Annotated in this window: 16 protein-coding genes and 1 riboswitch; of the genes, 5 read left to right on the top strand and 11 right to left on the bottom strand. The window is 71.8% G+C overall.

The genetic code is table 11. The features are described 5' to 3' along the window. Nucleotides 1-11 precede the first annotated feature (11 nt). Nucleotides 12-2,504, top strand: coding sequence for a hypothetical protein (locus ACIBF5_RS05755; protein ID WP_396808504.1), 2,493 nt, complete (start codon nucleotides 12-14; stop codon nucleotides 2,502-2,504). Nucleotides 2,505-2,624: 120 nt separating this feature from the next. On the opposite strand, the gene thiC is transcribed toward ACIBF5_RS05755, so the two are convergent. The 7 genes from thiC to thiE form a co-directional block, all read right to left on the bottom strand. Beyond that, nucleotides 2,625-4,217 carry a phosphomethylpyrimidine synthase ThiC gene (gene thiC, locus ACIBF5_RS05760; protein WP_396808505.1) on the bottom strand — a complete coding sequence of 531 codons (1,593 nt, stop codon included), beginning with the start codon at nucleotides 4,215-4,217 and terminating at the stop codon, nucleotides 2,625-2,627. Nucleotides 4,218-4,230: 13 nt separating this feature from the next. Continuing rightward, the gene (gene thiD, locus ACIBF5_RS05765) at nucleotides 4,231-5,031 is read right to left on the bottom strand and encodes a bifunctional hydroxymethylpyrimidine kinase/phosphomethylpyrimidine kinase (RefSeq protein ID WP_396808507.1); all 801 of its coding nucleotides are present in this window, start codon (nucleotides 5,029-5,031) and stop codon (nucleotides 4,231-4,233) included. After that, the gene (locus ACIBF5_RS05770) at nucleotides 5,028-5,618 is read right to left on the bottom strand and encodes a thiamine phosphate synthase (protein ID WP_396808838.1); all 591 of its coding nucleotides are present in this window, start codon (nucleotides 5,616-5,618) and stop codon (nucleotides 5,028-5,030) included. The genes thiD and ACIBF5_RS05770 overlap by 4 nt, the downstream gene beginning before the upstream one ends. A gap of 62 nt (nucleotides 5,619-5,680) precedes the next feature. Then, complete coding sequence (locus ACIBF5_RS05775; protein WP_396808840.1) at nucleotides 5,681-6,457, bottom strand: thiazole synthase; 777 nt, start codon at nucleotides 6,455-6,457, stop codon at nucleotides 5,681-5,683. A gap of 80 nt (nucleotides 6,458-6,537) precedes the next feature. Beyond that, nucleotides 6,538-6,738 (bottom strand): sulfur carrier protein ThiS, encoded by a 201-nt coding sequence (gene thiS / locus ACIBF5_RS05780; RefSeq protein ID WP_396808842.1) that lies wholly within the window; start codon nucleotides 6,736-6,738, stop codon nucleotides 6,538-6,540. Between the two features lie 20 nt (nucleotides 6,739-6,758). After that, entirely contained in the window at nucleotides 6,759-8,051 is a 1,293-nt protein-coding gene (gene thiO, locus ACIBF5_RS05785; protein WP_396808509.1) for a glycine oxidase ThiO, read from the bottom strand. Continuing rightward, nucleotides 8,045-8,689: a thiamine phosphate synthase gene (thiE, locus tag ACIBF5_RS05790; RefSeq protein WP_396808511.1), complete on the bottom strand. Its 645-nt coding sequence runs from the start codon at nucleotides 8,687-8,689 to the stop codon at nucleotides 8,045-8,047. The genes thiO and thiE overlap by 7 nt, the downstream gene beginning before the upstream one ends. After that, nucleotides 8,684-8,793: riboswitch (TPP riboswitch) on the bottom strand. It overlaps the preceding gene by 6 nt. Before the next feature lie 388 nt (nucleotides 8,794-9,181). On the opposite strand from thiE, the gene ACIBF5_RS05795 reads away from it, so the two are divergent. From ACIBF5_RS05795 to ACIBF5_RS05810, 4 genes are all read left to right on the top strand, one after another. Then, nucleotides 9,182-14,971: a ThuA domain-containing protein gene (locus ACIBF5_RS05795; protein ID WP_396808844.1), complete on the top strand. Its 5,790-nt coding sequence runs from the start codon at nucleotides 9,182-9,184 to the stop codon at nucleotides 14,969-14,971. A gap of 443 nt (nucleotides 14,972-15,414) precedes the next feature. Then, nucleotides 15,415-15,930 carry a hypothetical protein gene (locus ACIBF5_RS05800; RefSeq protein WP_396808513.1) on the top strand — a complete coding sequence of 172 codons (516 nt, stop codon included), beginning with the start codon at nucleotides 15,415-15,417 and terminating at the stop codon, nucleotides 15,928-15,930. A gap of 3 nt (nucleotides 15,931-15,933) precedes the next feature. Further along, a complete protein-coding gene (locus ACIBF5_RS05805) occupies nucleotides 15,934-16,785 on the top strand; it encodes a DUF5753 domain-containing protein (RefSeq protein WP_396808514.1) in 852 nt (283 codons plus the stop codon). A 7-nt stretch (nucleotides 16,786-16,792) separates the two neighbouring features. Continuing rightward, the gene (locus ACIBF5_RS05810; protein ID WP_396808516.1) at nucleotides 16,793-16,999 is read left to right on the top strand and encodes a DUF397 domain-containing protein; all 207 of its coding nucleotides are present in this window, start codon (nucleotides 16,793-16,795) and stop codon (nucleotides 16,997-16,999) included. An 83-nt stretch (nucleotides 17,000-17,082) separates the two neighbouring features. Here the strand turns inward: ACIBF5_RS05810 and ACIBF5_RS05815 are convergent, their stop codons facing one another. The 4 genes from ACIBF5_RS05815 to ACIBF5_RS05830 form a co-directional block, all read right to left on the bottom strand. Continuing rightward, entirely contained in the window at nucleotides 17,083-18,030 is a 948-nt protein-coding gene (locus tag ACIBF5_RS05815; RefSeq protein WP_396808846.1) for an aldo/keto reductase, read from the bottom strand. A gap of 102 nt (nucleotides 18,031-18,132) precedes the next feature. Beyond that, the gene (locus ACIBF5_RS05820; RefSeq protein WP_396808518.1) at nucleotides 18,133-19,812 is read right to left on the bottom strand and encodes an ABC-F family ATP-binding cassette domain-containing protein; all 1,680 of its coding nucleotides are present in this window, start codon (nucleotides 19,810-19,812) and stop codon (nucleotides 18,133-18,135) included. Between the two features lie 64 nt (nucleotides 19,813-19,876). Further along, the gene (locus ACIBF5_RS05825; protein ID WP_396808520.1) at nucleotides 19,877-20,485 is read right to left on the bottom strand and encodes a class I SAM-dependent methyltransferase; all 609 of its coding nucleotides are present in this window, start codon (nucleotides 20,483-20,485) and stop codon (nucleotides 19,877-19,879) included. Between the two features lie 1,024 nt (nucleotides 20,486-21,509). After that, nucleotides 21,510-21,776, bottom strand: a complete 267-nt coding sequence (locus tag ACIBF5_RS05830) for a pentapeptide repeat-containing protein (protein ID WP_396808522.1) — start codon at nucleotides 21,774-21,776, stop codon at nucleotides 21,510-21,512. Nucleotides 21,777-21,947: the final 171 nt, after the last annotated feature.

Below are 21,947 nucleotides of genomic sequence, written 5' to 3' on the forward strand. Positions count from 1 at the left end.
ACCTGCCCCGCATGGCCTTTCGGACCTGGGGCAGGGTGCTGCTCGTCGCACTCGGCGTCGGCGTACTCGCCGGAGCGGGCCAACTCGGCTTCGCGTACGGCTTCGGCATTCTGCGGTTCGCCCGTACCTTCGACGCGACCACGGCCAGCCACTGGACCGCGCAACTCACCTGGGTGGGTTGGTTCACCATGGTGGCCGCGGTCGTCGGGGCGGTGGTCGCGGACCGGTTGGCCCGGAGGTACGCCTACCGTCCCACCCTCGCCACCCGATTGGCACTGGCCGCCGCCGCCGCACTCGGCGCTGGTTCGGTCGCCCCGCTCTCCATGCAACCGGCCCGCGCCGCGGAGGTGGCCTCGGTCGACCCGGTGTTCGCCACCGGTCTGGTCGCCGGGCTGGGTGCGCTGGTCGGGCTCGTGGCGGCACTGGCCGCCCTCAGCCAGTCCCCGATCAGCTGGAACATCGCCACGCTGACCGGCGGGATCTGGCTGTTGGCACTGATCTCGGTGATGCCGTCACTGGGCCCGACCGACCCGCTACCCGCCGTACGTCTCGGGGTGCCCGACCCGGCCTGGCTCGGGGCCGGCACCACCCAACGGCTCGCGGTGGTGACGATGCCGGCGCTGGCCCTGGTCGCCGGCGCGGTCAGCGGCGCGTTGGCCCGCTTCCGGGGGCACCCGACGGCGGTCGTCGCGAGCACCGGCGCGGTCGGCCCGGCGCTGCTCGCCCTGGCCTATCTCACCGCCGGTCCCGGTGGCTCCAGCGACAAGTACCAGGCGGCGCCCTACTGGGGCGCGCTGGTCGCGGTCGGAGCGGGCGCCCTCGGGTCGGTGCTCGCCGCGCTGATGCGCTGGCCACTGACCACGGAGACGGCCGCGTCGGGTCCGCTGGAACCGACCGAGATCCTGCAACGGGTACGCGCCGCCGAGCCGGGCGCGGTTGAGCCGGACCTTCCAGCCGATACCTGGACCGACCGATCCACCGGCGCACCGCCCTACCCGGCGACGGCGGAACGGGCCGACCGCGCCACCGAGTCCTGGGCCACCGCCGCGACCGGGACCTGGGTCGAGTCCACGAGCATCCGCGAGCCGGAGTCCCGGACGGTCGACCCGTCCAGCATTCCGGGTCAGCGCCGACCGAGCGAGACCGACCACCTCCCCACCCGTCCCTCCTCTCTCGACACCCACGAAGGCCGGGACGCCGACGGAGGCCCGGCCGACGAGCGCACCCCGCCCACGGAGTCGGGCTGGACGGTGACGGCGAGCGACCTGGGCACACCCGAACGCACGGCCGCGTCCAGCCCGCCGCGCTCGCGGACCGAGGCGACCCAGGGCGAAATGCCGACAACGCCACCGATGCCGACAACGCCACCAGCACCGCAGCCCCGCCGGCCGGAGCCCGAGTGGGCCGACCCGACTCTCGCCACCCTGGCGACCTCGGACTACTGGCCGGCTACTGCCGACCCGCACGAACCGTTCGAGGAACGTACCGACAGCGGTTGGGACGCCTTCGCGACCGGGAAGCGGAGCGGTTCCGGCGGACCCGCCGCCTCCGAGGTGCCGGACCGTTCGACCCCGTCCGGCTCCGAGGTCCGCGCCGAGTGGGAGACGGATCGGACCGAGACTCCGAGGCCGGTCTCCCCTGCCGCTTCCTTCGCCACCCCGGAACCGGTGAGCACCGCGAAACCCTTCGCCACCCCCGAACCGGTCAGCACCGCGAAACCCTTCGCCACCCCCGAACCGGTCAGCACCGCCAAGCCCTTCGCCACCCCGGAACCGGTCAGCACCGCCAAGCCCTTCACCACCCCCGAACCGGTCAGCACCGCGAGGCGGACACCGCCGGAACCGACCAGCGCCCCCAAGCAGGTCACGCCGGTCGAGCCGGTCAACACCGGTTCACGCGCCGTACCGGCGGAGCCGGTCCCGAACACGGAACGGCCCACACCGCAGGTGCCGATCTTCGCCCCGGTACGGTTCACTCCCTCCGAACCCGTCTCCCACACCGCGCCGGTCGGCAACCCCGGGTCGGCGTTCGCTGCCGATCCCTCCGGCGAACCCGGGTCCGTGCACCCGGAGTCCGTGCCGGTGCACCGGGAGCGGCAACGGCCGACCCTGTCCCGGGAGACGGAGTGGACCGAGGCGGAGGCTGACCGACCGGACGTGGCGGAGACCGAACTCCCGGCGCATCAACCAACCGAGGAGCCGGCCGAGGAGAAGGTCGAGGGGAAGGCGGCTCGGCCACGACGCGGCCTGTTCCGACGCAACCGGCAGACCAACGACGGCAGCGAGTCCGGACCGGGCGGACCGGTCAACGCCCCAGCCGAACCAGCGGCGCAACGTGAGCCGCGTGGACGCGGTCGTACGGAGCACCCCGTGTCGGAGACCGACGAGGAGTACGTGGACTGGGTCAGCGGCCTGGGCGCACCGAGCCCGGCGGAGGACGTCCCGTCCCGGGACGGTGGCGCGCGTCGTACCCTCCGCTCCTCCGGCCGGCACCACGCCGACTGACCCCACCCCGTACCGTCGACCGATCACGACATTGGCGCGTCGCCCGGTCACGGACGACGCGCCAATGTCATCAACTGGTTGTCGGGGACGGATGTCCCCGGCGCCCCGGAGGGCGGTAGGTCAGGCCAGCGGCAGGTAGACCTTGCCGCCGGACTCGACGAACTCGGTCGACTTGTCCTGCATACCGCGCGCGGCGTACTCCTTGAGCTCCTGGGTGATCTTCATGGAGCAGAACTTCGGGCCGCACATCGAGCAGAAGTGCGCGGTCTTCGCCGGCTCGGCGGGGAGCGTCGCGTCGTGGTACGCCCGCGCGGTCTCCGGGTCGAGCGAGAGGTTGAACTGGTCCTCCCAGCGGAACTCGAACCGGGCCTTGGAGAGCGCGTCGTCCCAGACCTGGGCACCGGGGTGCCCCTTGGCCAGGTCGGCGGCGTGCGCCGCGATCTTGTACGCGATCACGCCGGCCTTGACGTCGTCCCGGTCCGGCAGCCCCAGGTGCTCCTTCGGGGTGACGTAGCAGAGCATGGCGGTGCCGAACATGCCGATCATCGCCGCGCCGATCGCGGAGGTGATGTGGTCGTACGCGGGCGCGATGTCCGTCGTCAGTGGACCGAGGGTGTAGAACGGGGCTTCCTGGCAGAGTTCCTGCTGGAGGTCGACGTTCTCCTTGATCTTGTGCATCGGCACGTGCCCCGGGCCCTCGATCATCACCTGGACGTCGTACTCCCAGGCGATCTTCGTCAGCTCGCCGAGGGTACGCAGCTCGGCGAACTGCGCCTCGTCGTTGGCGTCGGCGATCGAACCGGGACGCAGCCCGTCGCCGAGGGAGAACGTCACGTCGTAACGGGACAGAATCTCGCACAGTTCGCGGAAATTCGTGTAAAGGAAATTTTCCTCGTGGTGCGCCAGACACCAGGCCGCCATGATCGAGCCGCCCCGGGAGACGATGCCGGTGACCCGCTCGACCGCCAGCGGCACGTACCGCATCAACACCCCGGCGTGCACCGTCATGTAGTCGACACCCTGCTCGGCCTGCTCGATGACGGTCTCCCGGAACACCTCCCAGGAGAGCTTGACCGGGTCCCCGCCGACCTTCTCCAGGGCCTGGTAGATCGGCACGGTGCCGATCGGGACCGGCGAGTTGCGGACGATCGCCTCCCGCGTCTCGTGGATCCGCTTGCCGGTGGAGAGGTCCATCACCGTGTCCGCACCCCAGCGCGTCGCCCAGGTGAGCTTCTCCACCTCCTCCGCCACCGACGAGGTGACCGCCGAGGTGCCGATGTTGGCGTTCACCTTCACCAGGAAGCGGCTGCCGATGATCGCCGGCTCCACCTCGGGGTGGTTGACGTTGAGCGGAAGCACCGCGCGTCCCCGGGCGATCTCGTCACGTACCAGCTCGGCGGGGAGGTTCTCCCGGACCGCGACGAACTCCATCTCCGGCGTGACGATCCCGGCCCGGGCGTACGCCAACTGGGTCGGCCGGCGCCCGTCCACACCGGCGAGCGGGGTGCCGGCACCGCGTACCGGCGCCACGTCACCTCGCTCCGCGATCCACGGTCCGCGCAGCGCCGGCAGGCCGACCTCCGGATCACTGCCGGGGCCGGAGGTGTCGTACAGCCGTACCGGCGGGTTCTCCCCGGCCAGCTCCACCTCGGCGAACGGGACCCGGATGTCCGGCCGCGATCCCTCCACGTACACCTTGCGACGAGCCTGCATAGCAAACCTCCTGCTAGTAGCGGGACCAACCGAAGTGGTCCAGCGGTCCATGGCCGGTGCCCAACTTCCAGTCGCGCCCACCGGCGAGCGCGCGGGCGACGTACTCCTTGGCGAAGACGACCGCGGCCGGCACCTCGTCACCGAGCGCGATCCGGGCCGCGATCGCGGCCGAGAAGGAGCAGCCGGTGCCGTGGGTGTTGCGGGTGGCCACCCATGCCCCGGGGAGCAGCCGGGACTCGCCGCCGGTCCAGTGGACGTCCACCGCCTCGCCGCCCGCACCGGTGTCGTCGTCACCGCCACCGGTCACCACCACATGGCGGGGACCTCGGGCGGCGATCCGCTCGGCGGCGGCGATCATCTCGTCGACCGTGGTCACCGGGCGTCCGACGAGCGCCGCGGCCTCCTCCCGGTTCGGGGTCACCACCAGCGCGTACGGCAGCAGCCGCTCCACCGCGGCGACCACGCCGAGCCGGTGGCCGCTGGTCGAGACGAGAACCGGATCAACCACCAGGTTCGGCAACAGCCCGGCTCGGGCATGTGCCGCCACCGTGTCCGCGACCGCCTCGGTGCCGAGCATCCCGGTCTTTGTCGCCTGTACGGGCAGGTCGGTCAGGACCGCGTCGAGCTGCGCGGTGACCAGGTCGGCCGGGGTCGGCAGGACCGCGCGTACCTCACGGGTGTTCTGTGCGGTGAGCGCGGTGATCACGGATGTCCCGTAGACACCGAGCGCCGCGAAGACCTTCAGGTCGGCCTGGATGCCGGCCCCGGCCCCGGAGTCGGAGCCGGCGACGGTGAGCACCACCGGCGGGGTCACCGGTCACCGTCCCCGGTGGCGAGGACGAGTCGGGCGACCAGTTCGGCGGGATCGTCGGCGCCCATCACCGCGCCCATCACCGCCACCCCGGCCGCGCCCGCCACCATGCAGGCGGCGACCTGTTCGGCGTCGGTGACTCCGCCGAGCGCGAGTACCGGGACCGACGTACGCCGGGCCAGCCGCGCCAGGCCGACCGGCCGCAGCGGCGGGCCGTAACCGGGTTTCGACGGGCTGGGAAAGACCGGGGAGAGGGTCACGTAGTCCTCCGTGGTGAGGCGGAGCAGTTCCGCCGCGTCGTGGCAGGAACGGCCGACCAGGGGCAGTTCAGGCGGTGGGTACGGTCCGGCCGACGCCAGGTGCACCGCGTCCCCGCCGAGCGGGTCGGCTCCGGCGACCAGCAGCGTCCCGCCGGCCGGGGCGAGGATCTGCCGCAGTTCGTCGGCGAGCGCCAACCGCTCGTCGCGGGGCAGGTCCTTCTCCCGGAGCAGGACCCAGCGCGCACCGCCGGCCACCGCCGCCCGCACCACCTGGGGCAGCGGGGCACGTGCCAGGCGCCGGTCGGTGACGACCACCAGCCCGCTCGGCACTCCCGCTCGCCGGGCCGGCGCCCACTGACTGGTGTCCGGACCCGGTCGACGCACCGGAGCGGTCACAGCTCCGGCCGCCCCTCGTCGGGGCTCGACGCCAGCGCGTGGAAACGTCGTGGAATACGCCCGGAGCGTGCGGCGAGCCAGCCAGCCTCGACGGCGTACCGCATCGCGGTCGCCATCCGTACCGGCTCGGCGGCCCGGGTCACGGCGCTGGCGAGCAGCACCCCGTCGCAGCCGAGTTCCATGGCGAGTGCCGCGTCGGAGGCGGTGCCGATGCCGGCGTCGAGGATGACCGGCACCTCCACGCTCTGCCGGATCAGCCGGATGTGGTGGGGGTTGCCGATCCCGAGGCCGGAGCCGATCGGCGCACCGGCGGGCATCACCGCGGCACAGCCCGCCTCGGCGAGCCGCCGGGCGAGCACCGGATCGTCGCTGGTGTACGGCAGCACGGTGAAGCCGTCGGCGACGAGCTGGTCGGCGGCGTGCAGGAGTTCGACCGCGTCGGGCAGCAGTGTCCGGTCATCGCCGATCACCTCCAGTTTCACCCACGAGGTGTCGAACGCCTCGCGGGCGAGCCGGGCGACCTTGACCGCCTCGGCGGCGGTGTAACAGCCGGCGGTGTTCGGCAGCAGTCGTACGCCGCACCGGTCGAGGACGTCCAGCAGCCCGCCGTGCATGGTGGCGGCGCTGTCGACCCGACGCAGCGCGACGGTGACCAGTTCGGTGCCGCTGGCCCGAATCGCCTGCTCCAGTACGTGCAGGTTGGCCGCACCGCCGGTGCCGAGGATCAGCCGCGACCCGAACGTCTCCCCACCCAGCTCGAACGGGGTCGTCACCGGTGCGGCGACCGACCCCGGTTGGGTCGGGCCCGTCACCGGTACGCTTCCCCGCCCGGGTTCCTCTTGCGACATCGGGCTCAGCCGCCCTGGGCCGCGGTCAGTACCTCGACCCGGTCCCCGCTGTGCAGCACCGCCGTCGGCCAGCCGGTACGAGGCACCACCTCGCCGTTGACCGCGACCGCCACCCCTCGGCTCTGCCCGGTCACCGTGGCGACCAGTTCGGCGACGGTCACACCACCGGGCAGCCTGTGGTCCGTACCGTTCACGGTCAGCTCCACCGAAACCTCACCCTCTCCGCTCACCGGATCTCCTCTCTCACCGGTCCGGACGTCGCCCGCCCAGCACGTGCCGGCCCAGGAAGTGCCAGCTCAGGATCTGCGAACCCCGGTTCCGTCAGCTCGGGTCGACCCGAGCCGGGTCCGGCCAGCCCGGGTTTCGCCGGTGCCGACCGATGTCCGCCGAAGCGGTCCGGGGCGAACGGGGCCAGTACCGGATCGGGTACGCCGCTTTCGAGCAGGTCGACGACGAGGTCCGCGGTCACCGGGGTCAGCAGGATGCCGTGCCGGTAGTGCCCGGTCGCGACGACCACGTGGGGGTGGCCGGCCAGTGGGCCGATGAGCGGGGCGTTGTCGGGCGTACCGGGCCGCTGCCCGGCGACCGCCTCGACCAGCTCGTACTCGGCGAGTTCCGGCACGAGTTCGGTCGCCGCGTGGAGCAGGTCGCGTACGCCACCGGCGGTGACCGTGGTGTCGCCGCGCTCCTCGACGGTCGCGCCGACGACCACCTCGCCGTCGTGCCGGGGCACCAGGTAGACCGAGCGGCCGTCGGCGTATCCCCGGATCACGTGCCGGAAGCCGGGCGCCTCCCCGCCGGGGGCGCGAAGCCGGAGGATCTGCCCCTTCACCGGCCGGATCGGCAGCCCGGTCAGCTCGGCCGCACCACAGCCGGCGGCGACGACGACCGTGCCGGCGTCGAGTTCGTCGAGCCCGCGAACGGTCGACGGCACGAACACCACCCCGGCGGTCTCGGCCGCCGTACGCAGGGCGGTGACCAGCCGCCGAGGATCGACCTGGTGGTCGTCGGGGGCGTGTGCGCCGCCGCGTACGCGAGGTGCGAGCAACGGTTCCCGGTCGTGTAGTTCAGTGGCGTTCAGCGCGGTGATCGGCAACCCGAGCCCCTGCTGGTACGACCAGAGCCGACGCGCCTCGGCGAGGTCGTCGGCGGTCCGGCCGACCACCAGCGTGCCCTCGGTGCGGTAACCCAGTTCGGCGCTGTCGGCGAGTCCTGCGGCGGCGGCGACCTCGGTGGCGAAGTCGGGCCAGCGGGCGGCGGAATCGAGCAGCAGCCGGGTCAGCTCCTCCTCGCCGAAGGATGCCTCGGCGACCGGGGCGAGCATGCCGGCCGCCACCCCGGCGGCACCGCTGCCGGGGTCGGGGTCGTGCAGCAGCACCCGCATCCCCCGCGACGCCGCCCGCCACGCCACGGCCAACCCGATCGGCCCACCCCCCACCACCGCCACATCCGCCCGCCGGGCGGTAAGGAAGGGCCCCTTGTTATCGGATTCCGTTGTATAGGGGGCCCTTCCTAACATGTCGGGGCTCCGGTGCGACCGAGCGCGGTGAGCAGTTCGGTGGTGGCCCGGGAAGGGTCGGCGGCACCGGAGACGGCACCGACCACGGCCACCCCGTACGCCCCGGCGGCGAGCAGCGCCGGCACCCGCTCGGCGGTCACCCCGCCGATCGCGATGACCGGTACGCCCACCGCCGTGGCGACCCGTCCGACACCTGCCGGTCCGATCGGTTCCGGCAGCCCGTCCTTGGTGGTGGTGGCGTAACAGGGTCCGACACCGAGGTAGCTGGCGCCGTCGGCGACCGCGTCGAGGGCGGTGGCGGGAACCCGGGCGGTGGCACCGAGCAGCGCGTCCGGCCCGAGCACCCGCCGGGCGGCTGTGACCGGCAGGTCCAGTGCCCCGACGTGCCCTCCGGCGGCGTGCACCGCGAGCGCCACGTGCAGCCGGTCGTTGACCAGGCAGGTCGCGCCGGCCGGGGTGCAGAGTTCGACGATCCGCCGGGCGAGCTCGTACGCCTCGCGGTCGGTGGCGTCGTCCTCGACGCGTACCTGGACCACGAGTTCGGGCCCGGCGACGGCCAGTGCGGCACGTACCGTGGCGATGGGATCACGCCCGGTACGGGTGTCGGTGATGAGATGCAGTCGTCCCAGTGAGGGCACGGCAACGCTCCTCCCTGCGCCGGCATTACCCGGATCAGGTTCGACGGTCGGGGGCTTCCAGCCCCCCTCTCAGCCCGGTTCACCGGACTCCCGTGGGTTACTTGCCGACCACACTACGACGGCGGACCGGATCCGCCAAGAGGGTCGCGCGTCACAGGGGCCCCGTGGGGGCGAGCGGTCACACTCGCCGCCACCCCCGCGTGACCCTCAGCCAACGAACAAAAGGGCTGCGGTTTTGTCTGTCCTATCCGGAAGATCCACCTCGGTTACCCAACCGTTACCCGATTTGGCTTGTTGCCGTATTGCCCGCCCCGCGCTGACCAGCATTAATTTGTTCAGCGACAAGACAAATTTTGGCGGTGCGGCCACGGCGGGCCAACCCGGCGAAACCCACACCCCCGAACCGGTCTTCGGCGAGCCGGCCGGGGATCCCCCGTTGTCCTCATCGGACGAAGGAGATCCTTCGTGTCAAGACCTCGCCCGCGCCGCGCGATGCGCGGCGTCCTCAGCCACGCGCTGCTGAGTCTCGCGGTCGCCGTCACCTCGACGGCGACCGCACTCGTAGCAGCGCCAACCGCGGCTCAGGCCGCACCGGCAGCCGCCGCGGCCGATCCGTACTCGGTACTGGTCTTCTCCAAGACCGCCGGGTTCCGGCACGGCTCCATTCCCTCCGGCATCGCGGCCATCCAGCAACTCGGCGCGGCGAACGGATTCACCGTCGACGCTACCGAGGACGCGACCGCGTTCAACGACGCCAATCTCGCCAACTACAAGGCCGTGATCTGGCTCTCCACCACCGGTGATGTGCTCGACGACACTCAGCAGGCGTCGTTCGAGCGCTACGTCAAGGCCGGTGGCGGGTACGTCGGCATCCACGCCGCCTCCGACACCGAGTACAACTGGCCGTGGTACGGCGGGCTCGTCGGCGCGTACTTCAACGCGCACCCGGCGAACCAGCAGGCCACGGTCAAGGTCGAGGACCCGGCCCACCCCTCCACCGCCGGACTGCCGGACAAGTGGTCCCGCTTCGACGAGTGGTACAACTTCCGGACCAACCCGCGTGCCAACGTGCACGTGCTGGCCAGCCTGGACGAGCGGAGCTACACCCCGGGCACCGGCGCGATGGGCGCCGACCACCCGACCGCCTGGTGCCAGGAGTACGACGGTGGCCGTTCCTGGTACACCGGCGGCGGCCACACCAACGAGTCGTACGCGGAACCGCAGTTCCTCACCCACCTGCTCGGCGGCATCGAGACCGCCGCGGGTGTCGTGGACGCCGACTGCAGCGCCTCGAAGACCAGCAGCTTCGAGAAGGTGTCGCTGGACAGCAACACCAACAACCCGATGGAGCTGGACATCGCCCCCGACGGGCGGGTCTTCTACGTCGAGCGCGACGGCCGGATCCAGATCATCAAGCCGAACACCGGCACCACCGTCACCGCGGTCACCCTGCCGGTCTTCACCGGCAACGAGGACGGCCTGCTCGGCATCCAGCTCGACCCGGGCTTCGCCACCAACAAGTGGGTGTACGTCTACTACGCCCCCGCCGGTGGGGCGGCCCGTAACTACCTCTCCCGGTTCACGGTCGAGGGCGACACCATCGACCCGGCCACCGAGAAGGTCGTGCTCCAGGTCCCGACGCAGCGCAACACCTGCTGCCACGCGGGCGGCAGCATCACCTTCGACAGCCAGGGGAACCTGTACCTGGCGCTCGGTGACAACACCAACCCGTTCGAGTCGGACTCCTTCACCCCGATCGACGAGCGGCCGGGTCGGCAGGACTTCGACGCGCAGCGTTCCTCGGGCAACACCAACGACCTGCGCGGAAAGGTGCTCCGGATCCACCCGGAGAACGACGGCACCTACACCGTGCCGGCGGGCAACCTCTTCCCCCCGGGCACCGCACTGACCAAGCCCGAGATCTACGCGATGGGCTTCCGGAACCCGTTCCGGATCGGCGTCGACCCGGAGACCGACACCCTGTACGTGGGTGACTACGGACCGGACGCCGGCGCGGCGAACCCGAACCGTGGCCCCGAGGGCACGGTCGAGTGGAACATCGTCACGCCCGGCAACTACGGCTGGCCGTACTGTCACGGTGCGAACTACGCGTACAACGACTACCCGTTCCCGTCGGGGCCGAGTGGGCCGAAGTTCGACTGTGCCGCACCGGTGAACAACTCGCCGAACAACACCGGTCTGACCAACCTGCCGCCGGCCATCTCGGCCACGGTCGACTTCGACTACAGCGGCAACCCGCTGTTCCCGGAGATCGGCGGCGGCGGTGCGCCGATGGGCGGCCCGGTCTACCGGTACGACGAGAACCTGAACTCGGAGCGGAAGTGGCCGGCCTACTACGACGGCAAGGCGCTGCTCGGCGAGTGGAACCAGAACAAGATGTACACCATGCAGGTCAGTGCCGACGGCAAGTCGCTGGTCGACATCAACCAGCTGCTGACCGGCATGACCATGCTGCGGCCGATGGACTTCGAGTTCGGTCCGGACGGGGCGCTGTACCTGATCGAATGGGGTACCGGCTTCGGCGGCAACAACGACAACTCGGGCATCTACCGGATCGACTACATCGCCGGTGAGCGGTCCCCGATCGCGGTCGCGAACGCCGAACCCACCTCGGGTCCGGCACCGCTGGCGGTGCAGTTCTCCAGCGCCGGGTCGCGTGACCCGGACGGTGGCGCGCTGACGTACGCCTGGAACTTCGGCGACAGCACCACCTCGACCGAGGCGAACCCGTCGCACACGTACGCGGCGGCGGGCAACTACAACGCGCAGCTCACGGTCACCAACCCCAAGGGGCGGACCGCGGTCGCGAACGTACCGGTCACGGTCGGCAACACCGCGCCGACGGTCTCGATCGAGTTCCCGCCGGACGGCGGCTTCTTCGAGTGGGGCGACCTGGTCAAGTACAGGGTCAACGTGACCGACCCGGAGGACGGCACGATCGACTGTGACCGGGTGGTGCTGCAGTACTACCTCGGCCACGACCAGCACGCGCACCCGTTGCAGTCGTACACCGGCTGTGAGGGTTCGGTCCAGACGCTGCTCGCCTCCGGGCACGGCGCCGAGGCGAACGTCTTCGGTGTCTTCGAGGCGGTCTACACCGACGGCGGCGGCGCCGGCGGCTCGCACGCCCTGACCGGGCGGGCGCTGGAGCAGCTCCAGCCGAAGCGCAAGCAGGCCGAGTACTTCTCGTCCACCGGCCGGCTCGCCGGCAGCGCCAGCACCGGTGACCCGGGCGTGGCGCGGCAGGCGACCGAGGACACCGCCGGCGGGTTCGAGAACATCGGCTGGATCGAGGCCGACGACTGGTGGGCCTTCGACCCGGCGAACCTGACCGGCATCGACTCGGTCCGGTTCCGGGCGGCGTCGGCCGGCGGCGGCGGGCGGATCGAGGTCCGCGTCGGCGCTCCGGACGGCCCCACGGTCGCGACGGCCGACGTACCGAGCACGGGTGGTTGGCAGACCTACGTCGACGTCACCGCCAACCTGACCACCCCGAGCACCACCAGCGGTCCGCTCTACTTCGTGGCCCGCAACCCGGTCGGTTCCAACGGGACCGGCGCGATCATCAACGTGAACTGGGTCGACTTCCTCGGCCGGGGTGTCACCGACAACGCCCCGCCGGTCGTCACCGCTTCGGCGAACCCGACCGCCGGCATCGCGCCGGTGGCGGTCACCTTCACGAGTACGGCGACCGACCCGGAGAACGACGCCCCGCTCACGTACGCGTGGGACTTCGGTGACGGCGGTACGGCGAACACCGCCAACGCCGCCCACACCTACAGCGTGCCGGGCAACTTCACCGCCACCCTGACCGTGACCGACGCCCGTGGTGCCTCCACCAGCGTCTCCGTCCCGGTCCAGGTCACCGCGCCGAACACGTCCTGCTTCGGGGCGCGCTCGGACGACTTCGGCGGGAACTCGCTGAACCGGGACCGCTGGTCGACCGTGATCCGGGAGAACCAGCTCTACTCGGTCGCCAACGGCAACCTGGTGCTGCCGACCGCGGTCGGCGACCTGTACGCCGGCACGAACAACGCCACCAACCTGGTGCTCCAGCCGGCCCCGAACGGTGCCTGGCAGGCGACCACGAAGGTGACGCTGAGCGCGACCGCCAACTACCACCAGGCCGGGCTGATCCTCTACGGCGACGATGCGAACTACGCCAAGGTGGACCTGCTCTGGGGCGACAACCGCAAGATCGAGTTCATCCGGGAGACCGCCGGTACGCCGCGTAACGAGGCCGCCGACGCCATCCCGGCACCCGCCGGTCTCGGTGACACGTTCTACGTACGCCTGATCAGCGACGGCACCAACCTGACCGCGGCCTTCTCGGCCGACGGCCAGACCTTCACCCCGGTCGGCCGGTCGGCCGCACTGGCCGGGATCGAGAACCCGAAGGTGGGGCTCTTCGCGCTGAACGGCAACACCACCGCCCCGGTGGTGGACGCGCTGTTCGACTGGTTCCAGCTCTCCCCGGACGAGCCGGCCGGCCCGGTCGTGCCGTCCGACGAGTTCGCCGGCACCAGCCTCGACAAGTGCAAGTGGAACGCGGTCGTCCGGGAGAACCCGGCCGGATACCGGGTGACCGGTGGCGGCCTGCAGATCGACGTACCGAACGGCGACATCTACGGAGCCGGCGGCACCCCGCCGTCGAACTTCATCCTCCAGAACGCGCCGGCCGGTGACTGGACGATCGAGACCAGGGTCGACGGCAGCCAGTTCAACGAGCAGTACCAGCAGGGCGGTCTCCTCGTCTACGGCGACGACGACAACTACCTGAAGCTGGACTACATCGTCGACAACCAGCCCGGACAGGCGCTGGTACGGCGGATCGAGTTCCGCAGCGAGATCGCCGCCGCGGTGCAGGATCCGCAGCCGAACGCCGCGAACCTGACCCAGGGGATCTGGCACCTGCGGCTGGCCAAGGTGGGCACGACGTACACCGCGTCGTACTCGGCGGACGGGACCGACTGGACCACGTTGGGGAGCCTGACCAACGCGGCCGTGGGCGCCACGCCCAAGTTCGGCCTCTTCACCCTCGGCGCCAACCAGCAGGCGTCGAAGCCGGCGACGTTCGACTACTTCCGGGTGGGCACCACGGTCGAGGACTCGACCGCACCGGTGACCACCTCGGCGGTGGCCGGTACGCCGACCGGCGGCTGGTACAACGGCGCCACCACGGTGACCCTGACCGCCACCGACAACGCCGGTGGCAGCGGAGTGGCCAGCACCGAGTACCAGCTCGACGCGGGCACCACCTGGACCGCCTACACCGAGCCGATCCTGGTCTCCGGTGACGGCGCCCACCAGGTGCGGTTCCGTTCCACCGACGAGGCCGGCAACGCCGAGGAGGCGAAGAGCGTCGACGTGAGGATCGACGCCACCGCGCCCGTCACCTCGGCGACCTTCGCACCCCCGAGCGACAGCGGTTGGCACGCCGGGACCATCCCGGTGACGTTGGCCGCCCAGGACGCGGGTGCGGGCGTCAGCAAGGTGGAGTGGTCGCTCGACGGCGGCCCCTGGACGCCGTACACCACGGCGGTCAGTGTCAGCGGCGACGGGCAGCACGAACTGCTGTACCGGGCCACCGACGCGGCCGGCAACGCCGAGACGCTGAAGTCGGCCGTACTGAAGATCGACGGCACCAAGCCCACCGTCCTGGTCTCCGGTCTCGCGGATGGCCAGCTCTACGGCGACAGTGCCGACGTACGGGTCTCCTGGCAGGCGGTCGACCCGACCTCCGGTCTGGAAGCGACCATCGGCACCCTGGACGGCCAGCCGTACCAGAACAACACCCTGCAGGCCCTCTACGACCTTCCGCTGGGTCTGCACGAACTGACCGTGACCGCCACCGACAGGGCCGGCAACCAGACGACCTCATCGGTACGGTTCTTCGTCACCACCTCGTTCCGGGACATGCAGAACCTCATCGACCGGTTCAAGGCCACCAACCGCCTCTCCGTCAAGGCCCACAAGCAGCTCACCAACAAGCTGACGGCGGTCCGCGAGTCCGAGGCGGCGGGTAACGACAAGCGGGCGGTTCAGCAGTTGACCGCGTTCAAGGCACTGGTGGCCGACACGGCCCTGGTCACCGACGCCGACGTACGCGGCGTCCTGACCCGGGACGCGGACGCCATGATTGTTCGGCTCGGTGGCACCGCCACCAAGGCCGGTGTGAAGGCCAACGCCGACAAGCCCGTCCAAGGGGCGGGACGTCTCGCGCAGGACCCGACCCGGATCACCCCGGGCGGCAAGCTCTAACCCTCGGTTCCACCCGTACCACCGCACCAACACCCCGGGGCGGGGGGGGGGGCCCGCGCCCCCCCCCCCCCCCCCCCCCCCCCCCCAACCCCCCCCCCCCCCCCCCCCCCCCCCCCCCCCCCCCCCCGCCGGGGGGGGGGGGGGGCCCCCCCCCGCCCCCCCCCCCCCCCCCCCCCCCCCCCCCCCCCCCCCCCCCCCCCCCCCCCCCCCCCCCCCCCCCCCCCACCCCCCCCCCCCCCCCCCCCAACCCCCCCCCCCCCCCCCCCCCCCCCCCCCCCCGCGGGGGGGCCCCCCCCCCCCCCCCCCCCGCCCCGGCGTACCACCGCTCCTCTTCCCACCGCACCGATGCGCGACAGCACAGCCACTGCCGCCGGACCGCTCCGACACGCACACTGGAGCCGGCGGCACCGCACCGGGTGTTGACGCGTCGAAAGGAAACTCTGATGCGATCCCTGCGAGTCCTGCTCGCCGCGCTGGCCCTCGTACCGATGCTCTTGCTCGCCGCGGCACCGGCCGCCGCGCACGACGGCAAGCTCAACCTCCAGGTCGCCGGCGACGGCGCGACCGGGGTGACGATCCGGGCCAGCTACGCCGACGGCCACCAACTGGAGACGCTGGTCCGGTTGGTCCTCAAGGCGACCAGCGCCAGCGGTGACACCGTCGGGCCGATCCAGCTCAACCCCTCCGGCGAGGGGCAGGGTTTCTACACCACCGGACCGGTCCTCTCCCCCGGCCGCTGGCAGGTCACGGTCAGCGCACCCGCACCGAACCCGGCCGAGGTGACCGTCGCCGTCGAGGCCAAGGCCGAACAGCAACCGCCGAAGCCGGCACCCGGCAATCCGGTCGCGTTGCCCGAGGAGACGGGAATCAGCCAAGGCGTGTGGTGGCTGATCGGCGGCGCGCTGCTGATCGCCGCCGCCGGCTCGGCCGTCCTGCTCGCCCGCAGCCGTAGAAGTTGACCGATGCTGCCACGTCGTTCCCAACCCGCCGTGGTCGGCCGCGACCTCGGCATGCAGCTCCGTGAACTACGCGTACGCCGACGGCTGAGCCTGCGTGAGGTCGCAGCCGAACTCGACTGGCCACCGTCCCGGCTGTCCCGACTGGAACACGGCCGACAGCACGTACGGGTCGAGGACGCGACCGCCCTGCTGGTCATCTACCGGGTCAGCGGGGAGGAACGGGCGGCGCTGCTCAGGCAGGTCGAGCGGGTCACCGAACCCCGCTGGTGGGAAGCGGCGGTGGGCCTCTCCGCCGAATCCCGCACGCTGATCCACCTCGAAGCCGAGGCGACCACCATCATCGGCTGCGAGCCGCTGCTGGTCCCCGGCCTGCTCCAGATCCCGGACTACACCCGGGCGGTGATGGAGTCCTGCGGCGTCCGCAAAGTGGACACACCGCCCCGGATCGCCGCCCGGCAGGCCCGGCAGGCGATTCTCACCCGGGAGACCCCACCGGCGTTGCATGCCCTGATCGACGAGGCCGCCCTGCGCCGCCCGGTCGGCGGCAATCAGGTGATGGCCGAGCAGCTACGGCATCTGGTCGCCGTGAGCGCCCGGCCGAACATCACCCTCCGGGTGGTGCCACTCGCCGCCGGTGCGCACACCGGGCTGGACGGCGCCTTCGCCCTGCTGGACTTTCCGCACAACCGGTCCGTGGTCTATCTCGACCACAAGATCTCCGGCCTGTTCCTGGAGGAACGGCACCAGGTCGAGTTCTTCCGGCGGGAGGCGGTCCGGCTCGCGGAAGCGGCGTTGAGCCCGCTCGCGTCGGTCAGCTTCATCGCCCGGGTTGCCAGCGAACACGAGCGGAAGTGAGGCCGCGATGACTGGTACACCGCACCCGGAGGCCACCTGGCGCACGTCCAGCCGCAGTGGCTCCAACGCGAACTGCGTGGAGGTCGCCGACCTGACCGGCCCGGCCGCTCTGGTCGGGGTACGGGACTCGAAGGACCCGGGCGGGCCGGTGCTCGTCTTCGCCGCCCCCGCCTGGTCGGCGTTCCTGGCCACGCTGGGCCGCCAGCCGCACTGACCGGGGGGGTTCCGGGGCAGTCCATGCCCCGGAACCCCGTCGACGTCGCGGGGATCGACCAGTAGATCGGTCGCGGGGATCGATCAGAGAATGGCGCGCAGGGCGGCCAGATCGTCGGCGGAGGGCTGCCAGCCACCGGCGGCGGCGTTCGCCCGCGCCTGCTCCGGAGTGGTCGCACCCGCGATCACCGAGGTGACCGCCGGCTGCGCGGCCAGACCGCCGATCGCCACCTGCAACGGGGTGAGACCCCGTTCGGCGGCGTACTTCTCGATCGCCTCGATGGTGTCCCACGGCGCGGAGGCGAGCCGCACCGCGTACCGTGCGGCATCGCCGGAGAGCCGACTGCCGGCCGGGGCCTGCTCCCCACGCTTGTACTTTCCGGTGAGCAGACCGTCGGCGAGCGGGAAGAACGGCAGCAGCCCGAGGCCGAAGTGCTGGGCAGCCGGGACGATCTCGGTCTCGACGTGCCGCTCCACCAGGCTGTAGTGGTTCTGGGCACTGATGAACGGTGCGTAGCCCCGGGTACGGGAGACCCACGCGGCGTCGGCGATCTGCCAGCCGGAGAAGTTCGAGTTGCCGAGGTAACGGACCTTACCGGCCCGGACCAGGTCGTCGAGCGCGCTCAGCGTCTCCTCGATCGGCGTGCCGGGGTCGACCTCGTGCATCTGGTAGAGGTCGATGTGGTCGGTGCCGAGCCGGCGCAGCGACGCCTCGACGGCGCGGGCGATGTAGCGGCGGGCACCCCGGGCCCCGTAGTCGGGCCCGTTGGCCCCGAGCATGTCCATGCCGAACTTGGTCGCCAGTACGACGTCGTCACGCCGGCCCTTGAGTGCCGCGCCGAGTTGCTCCTCGGACGCGCCCTTCTGTTCGCCGTAGATGTCGGCGGTGTCGAAGAAGTTGATTCCGGCTTCCAGTGCCGCGTCGACCACCGCCCGGGTGCCCTGCGCGTCCAGCTTCCGGCCGAAGTTGTTGCAGCCGATGCCGACGACGGACACCACGAGCCCGGAGTCGCCCAACCGGCGATAGGTCATCTCAGTCACGTGATCAACCCTATGCTTCGCGACCACCGACGAGCAGGCCGATCCCAAGGTGGGAGAGCCTCTCCCGCGATCGGAGGGGCGTCTCCCGACGCCTCAGCCGACGTCCCAGACCGGTTCGGTGGTCTCCACCACGTCGCCGTCGCCCCGGAAAAGCACAAAACGGTCGAACGATCGGGTGAACCAGCGGTCGTGGGTGACGGCAATCACCGTCCCCTCGTACGCCCTCAGCCCCTCCTCCAACGCCTCGGCCGAGGCGAGGTCGAGGTTGTCGGTGGGTTCGTCGAGCAGCAGCAGGGTCGCACCGGAGAGTTCCAGCAGCAGCACCAGGAACCGGGCCTGCTGACCGCCGGAAAGGGTGCCGAACCGCTGGTCCCCCTGGGCGCTCAGCTCATAGCGACTGAGCGACGCCATGGCCGCGTGCCGGTCCATCCCGGTGCGGTGATCGTCCCCCCGCCAGAGGATCTCGACCAGGGTCTTCTCCGTCAGTTCCGGACGGTCGTGGGTCTGGGAGAAGTGGCCGGGCCGGACCCGGGCACCGAGTCGGGCCACCCCGGCATGCAGCACCGGCTTGAGCAGGTGCCCACCGTCGACCGGGCCGTTGGCAGGATCGGGGTCGGTGCCGCCGCGGGCGAGCAGCCGCAGGAAGTGCGACTTACCGGTTCCGTTGGCACCGAGCACGGCCACCCGGTCGCCGTACCAGAGTTCCAGGTCGAACGGGTAGGTCAGCCCATCCAGTTCGAGCTGCTCACAGACGACCGCGCGCTTGCCGGTCCGGCCACCGGCGAGCTTCATCCGGATGTCCTGGTCCTTCGGCGGCACCGGAGGCGGCCCGGCCTCCTCGAACTTGCGCAGGCGGGTCTGCGCGGCCTGGTAACGCGAGGCCAAGCCGTCGTTGTACGCCGACTTCTGCTTGTACATCAGCACCAGCTCACGCAGCTTCTGGTGTTCCTCGTCCCAACGACGACGCTGCTCGTCCAGGCGGGCGTGCCGGGCCACCCGGGCCTCGTGCCAGCTACCGAAGCCGCCCGGGTGCACCCAGGCGCTGCCGCCCTCGACGGCGACGACCCGGTCGGAGGTCTGGGAGAGCAGCTCCCGGTCGTGCGAGACGTAGAGCACCGACTTCGTCGAATCCCGCAGCCGCCCCTCCAGCCACCGCTTACCCGGTACGTCGAGGAAGTTGTCCGGCTCGTCGAGAAGCAGCACCTCGTCACTGCCGCGGAGCAGGATCTCCAGCGCGAACCGCTTCTGCTGGCCTCCGGAGAGGGTGCGCACCGGTCGGATCCGGCTCTGTTCCCAGGGCAGGTCGAGCACGATGGTGGAGACGGTGTCGAAGAGGACCTCGGCGTCGTACCCGCCGGCCTCGCCCCAGGCGGCGAGCGCGTCCGCATACGCCAGTTGGGCCTTGCCGGCGGCGGTGCTGTACTTGCCGCGCACCTCGGCGGCGTGCAGCGCCGCCTCGGCGGTGGCCAGTCGGGCACCGGCCGACCGCAACGCGGGCGCCGAGATGGAGAGGGCGAGGTCGTACAGGGTCGATTCGTCGCCGATCATGCCGATGAACTGGCGCATCACGCCGAGTCCACCGGAACGGGCGATACCGCCGGTCTTGCTGGCCAGGTCACCTGCGACCATGCGCAACAGGGTGGTCTTCCCCGCTCCGTTCGGCCCGACGAGGGCCACCTTGGCGCCCTCACCGACCCGGAACGACACGTCGGCGAAGAGTTCCCGGCCGTCCGGCAGGGTGTAGCCGACTCCGGCGACGTCTATGTAACCCACGCCGGCATCCTGCCTTCTGCGACCAGTACGGCGATAGCGACTTTCGGCAGGCGGGTGGCGACCGTCACCGGGTGACCCGGAGCACCCGATAACCCTTCTGGCTGGCCGGTCGCTCCACCTGCCAGCCCTGTTCCTCCTCCAGCCACCGGTGCAACGAGTCGCCGCCGAGGTGCCGGGCCACCACGAGCCAGCCGACGCCGCCCGACGCCAGCCTCGGTAGCCAGCGGGCGAGCATCGTGTGCAGTTCGGCCTTGCCGATCCGGATCGGCGGGTTGGACCAGATCTCGGTGAAGGTGACGTCGTCGGGCACCTCGTCCGGGTCGACCACTCGGACCCGGTCCCCCGCACCGATCCGGGCCGCGTTCTCGGCGGCGAGGTCGCGGGCACGAGAGTTGACGTCGACCGCCCAGATCGTCGCCGCCGGTGCCGCGTCGGCCAGCACGCAGGTGATCGGGCCGTAGCCGCAACCCAGGTCGAGCAGGGGGCCGGCGGTGCCGGGTCCGGGCAGGTCGGCCTTGCGCAGCAGTACGGCCGTCCCGGGGTCGAGCCTGGTCGCGGAGAAGACCCCGCCGGAGGAGATCAGCGAGTAGTCCCGCCCAGCGGCCGAGAACTCGATCTCACGGCGGTCGGGGGCGGTACCGGGCTGGGCGGTGAAGTAATGGTCGCCGGTCACGCAACGCATTCTCGCGTACCGCCGGATTCACGTCGCATCCGTGGTCGGTGTTCACCGTACGCAGGGTTTCCTGCCCGAATGTCTGGTCTTTCACCTGGCGTGATTCATGGGTAGAGGCGCCAAATGAGCCCTTTCCACTACCCTGAGCGACATGGCGAACGGGGAGCGTTCCGGTTCCGGCGGGTGGTCCCCGCCCGGAGACCGCACCGCGAGCCGGGTGCGACCCGGCGGGGATCGACTGACGTCCCAGGGATGGGCCGGCGGCCACCCCCATGCCGGGTACGACGAGCAGGAGGAGATCCCGCCCGCCACGGCACCACCCGCCACGGCACCGCCGGGTCGGTATCCGCAGGCCGCAGGGAACGGTTGGGCTGAGGCTCCGGTCGCACCCCGGTCGCCCGCACGTGGCGCCCCGATCCCGCCGGTGCCGCCGCCCGCCCAGGGTCAGGGCGGGAACCGGCCCACCTCGCCACCGAGCCAGCGCCAGGCGGAGGAGCGTTCCGCCGCCTCGGTCGGCCGCCCCGGCGTCGAGCAACGGCGGGTGCCGCCACCGGGCGAGCGTTCCGGCCCGGCCTGGTTGTTGCCGCCGACCCCGCGCCGGCCCGGTACGGCAGGTCCACCGCCCCTGCCCAGCCAGCGGGTCGAGCCGACCCGACGCGCGGACCTGGCTCAGCACGGCGCCCCGGCGCGGCAGGTGGATTCGACCGAGCGCACCCATCCGGGCCAGCGTGTGCACCCGGGCTGGCCTGCCGACCAGCCCGCACCTCGGCCCCCGGCACAGCAGGCACCGCTACGGCCGGCACTGGGCCGGGCGGTGCCACCGCCCAGGACCGGACCGGATCGGCTGGCCGCCGGCAGCAGCGCGCCGCCCCGCCCGTCTTCCCGCTTCCCCGCGCCGGCACTGCCGAGATCCGGGCAGTCGCCGCCCCCCGCGCAGCCGGGGCGGGCACTGCCACCACCTCCGCCTCCGGCGCCTCGCCAGGCCGAGCAGAGATCGCCAAGTGGCCAACCGACCGCCCAGGGATCACCGAGCGGCCGGTCGGCCGCCCAAGGGTCGTCGACGGGCGGCCCGGTCTCCCAGCGACCTCCGACCGGCGGTCCGGTCGTACGCCCCCGAGCCGGCGTGGCCCAGGTCAGCGTCGCGCAGATCCGAGCCGGCCAGATCAACGCCGGCCAGATCAACGCCGGACGCGACGCAGCCGGGTTCGACGCAACCCGACGCGACGCAGCCGGACACGACGCAGCCGGACACGACGCAGCCGGGTTCGACCGGCGACACGGCGCCGCGCATGACTCGTCCCTCTCCCGCCCCGACCGGGCTGGCCCGGGGCAGGACCGCACCCCTGGTCGGGGAACGGGGCAGGACCGCACCCCCGGTCGGGGAACGGGCCAGGACCGCACCCCGCCCGCAGCCACCGGCCCGGACGGAACCCGACCCGGCACGGCCCTGGTCCTCGCCCGG

Source organism: Micromonospora sp. NPDC050417 (assembly GCF_044458865.1).
Taxonomy (GTDB): domain Bacteria; phylum Actinomycetota; class Actinomycetes; order Mycobacteriales; family Micromonosporaceae; genus Micromonospora_G.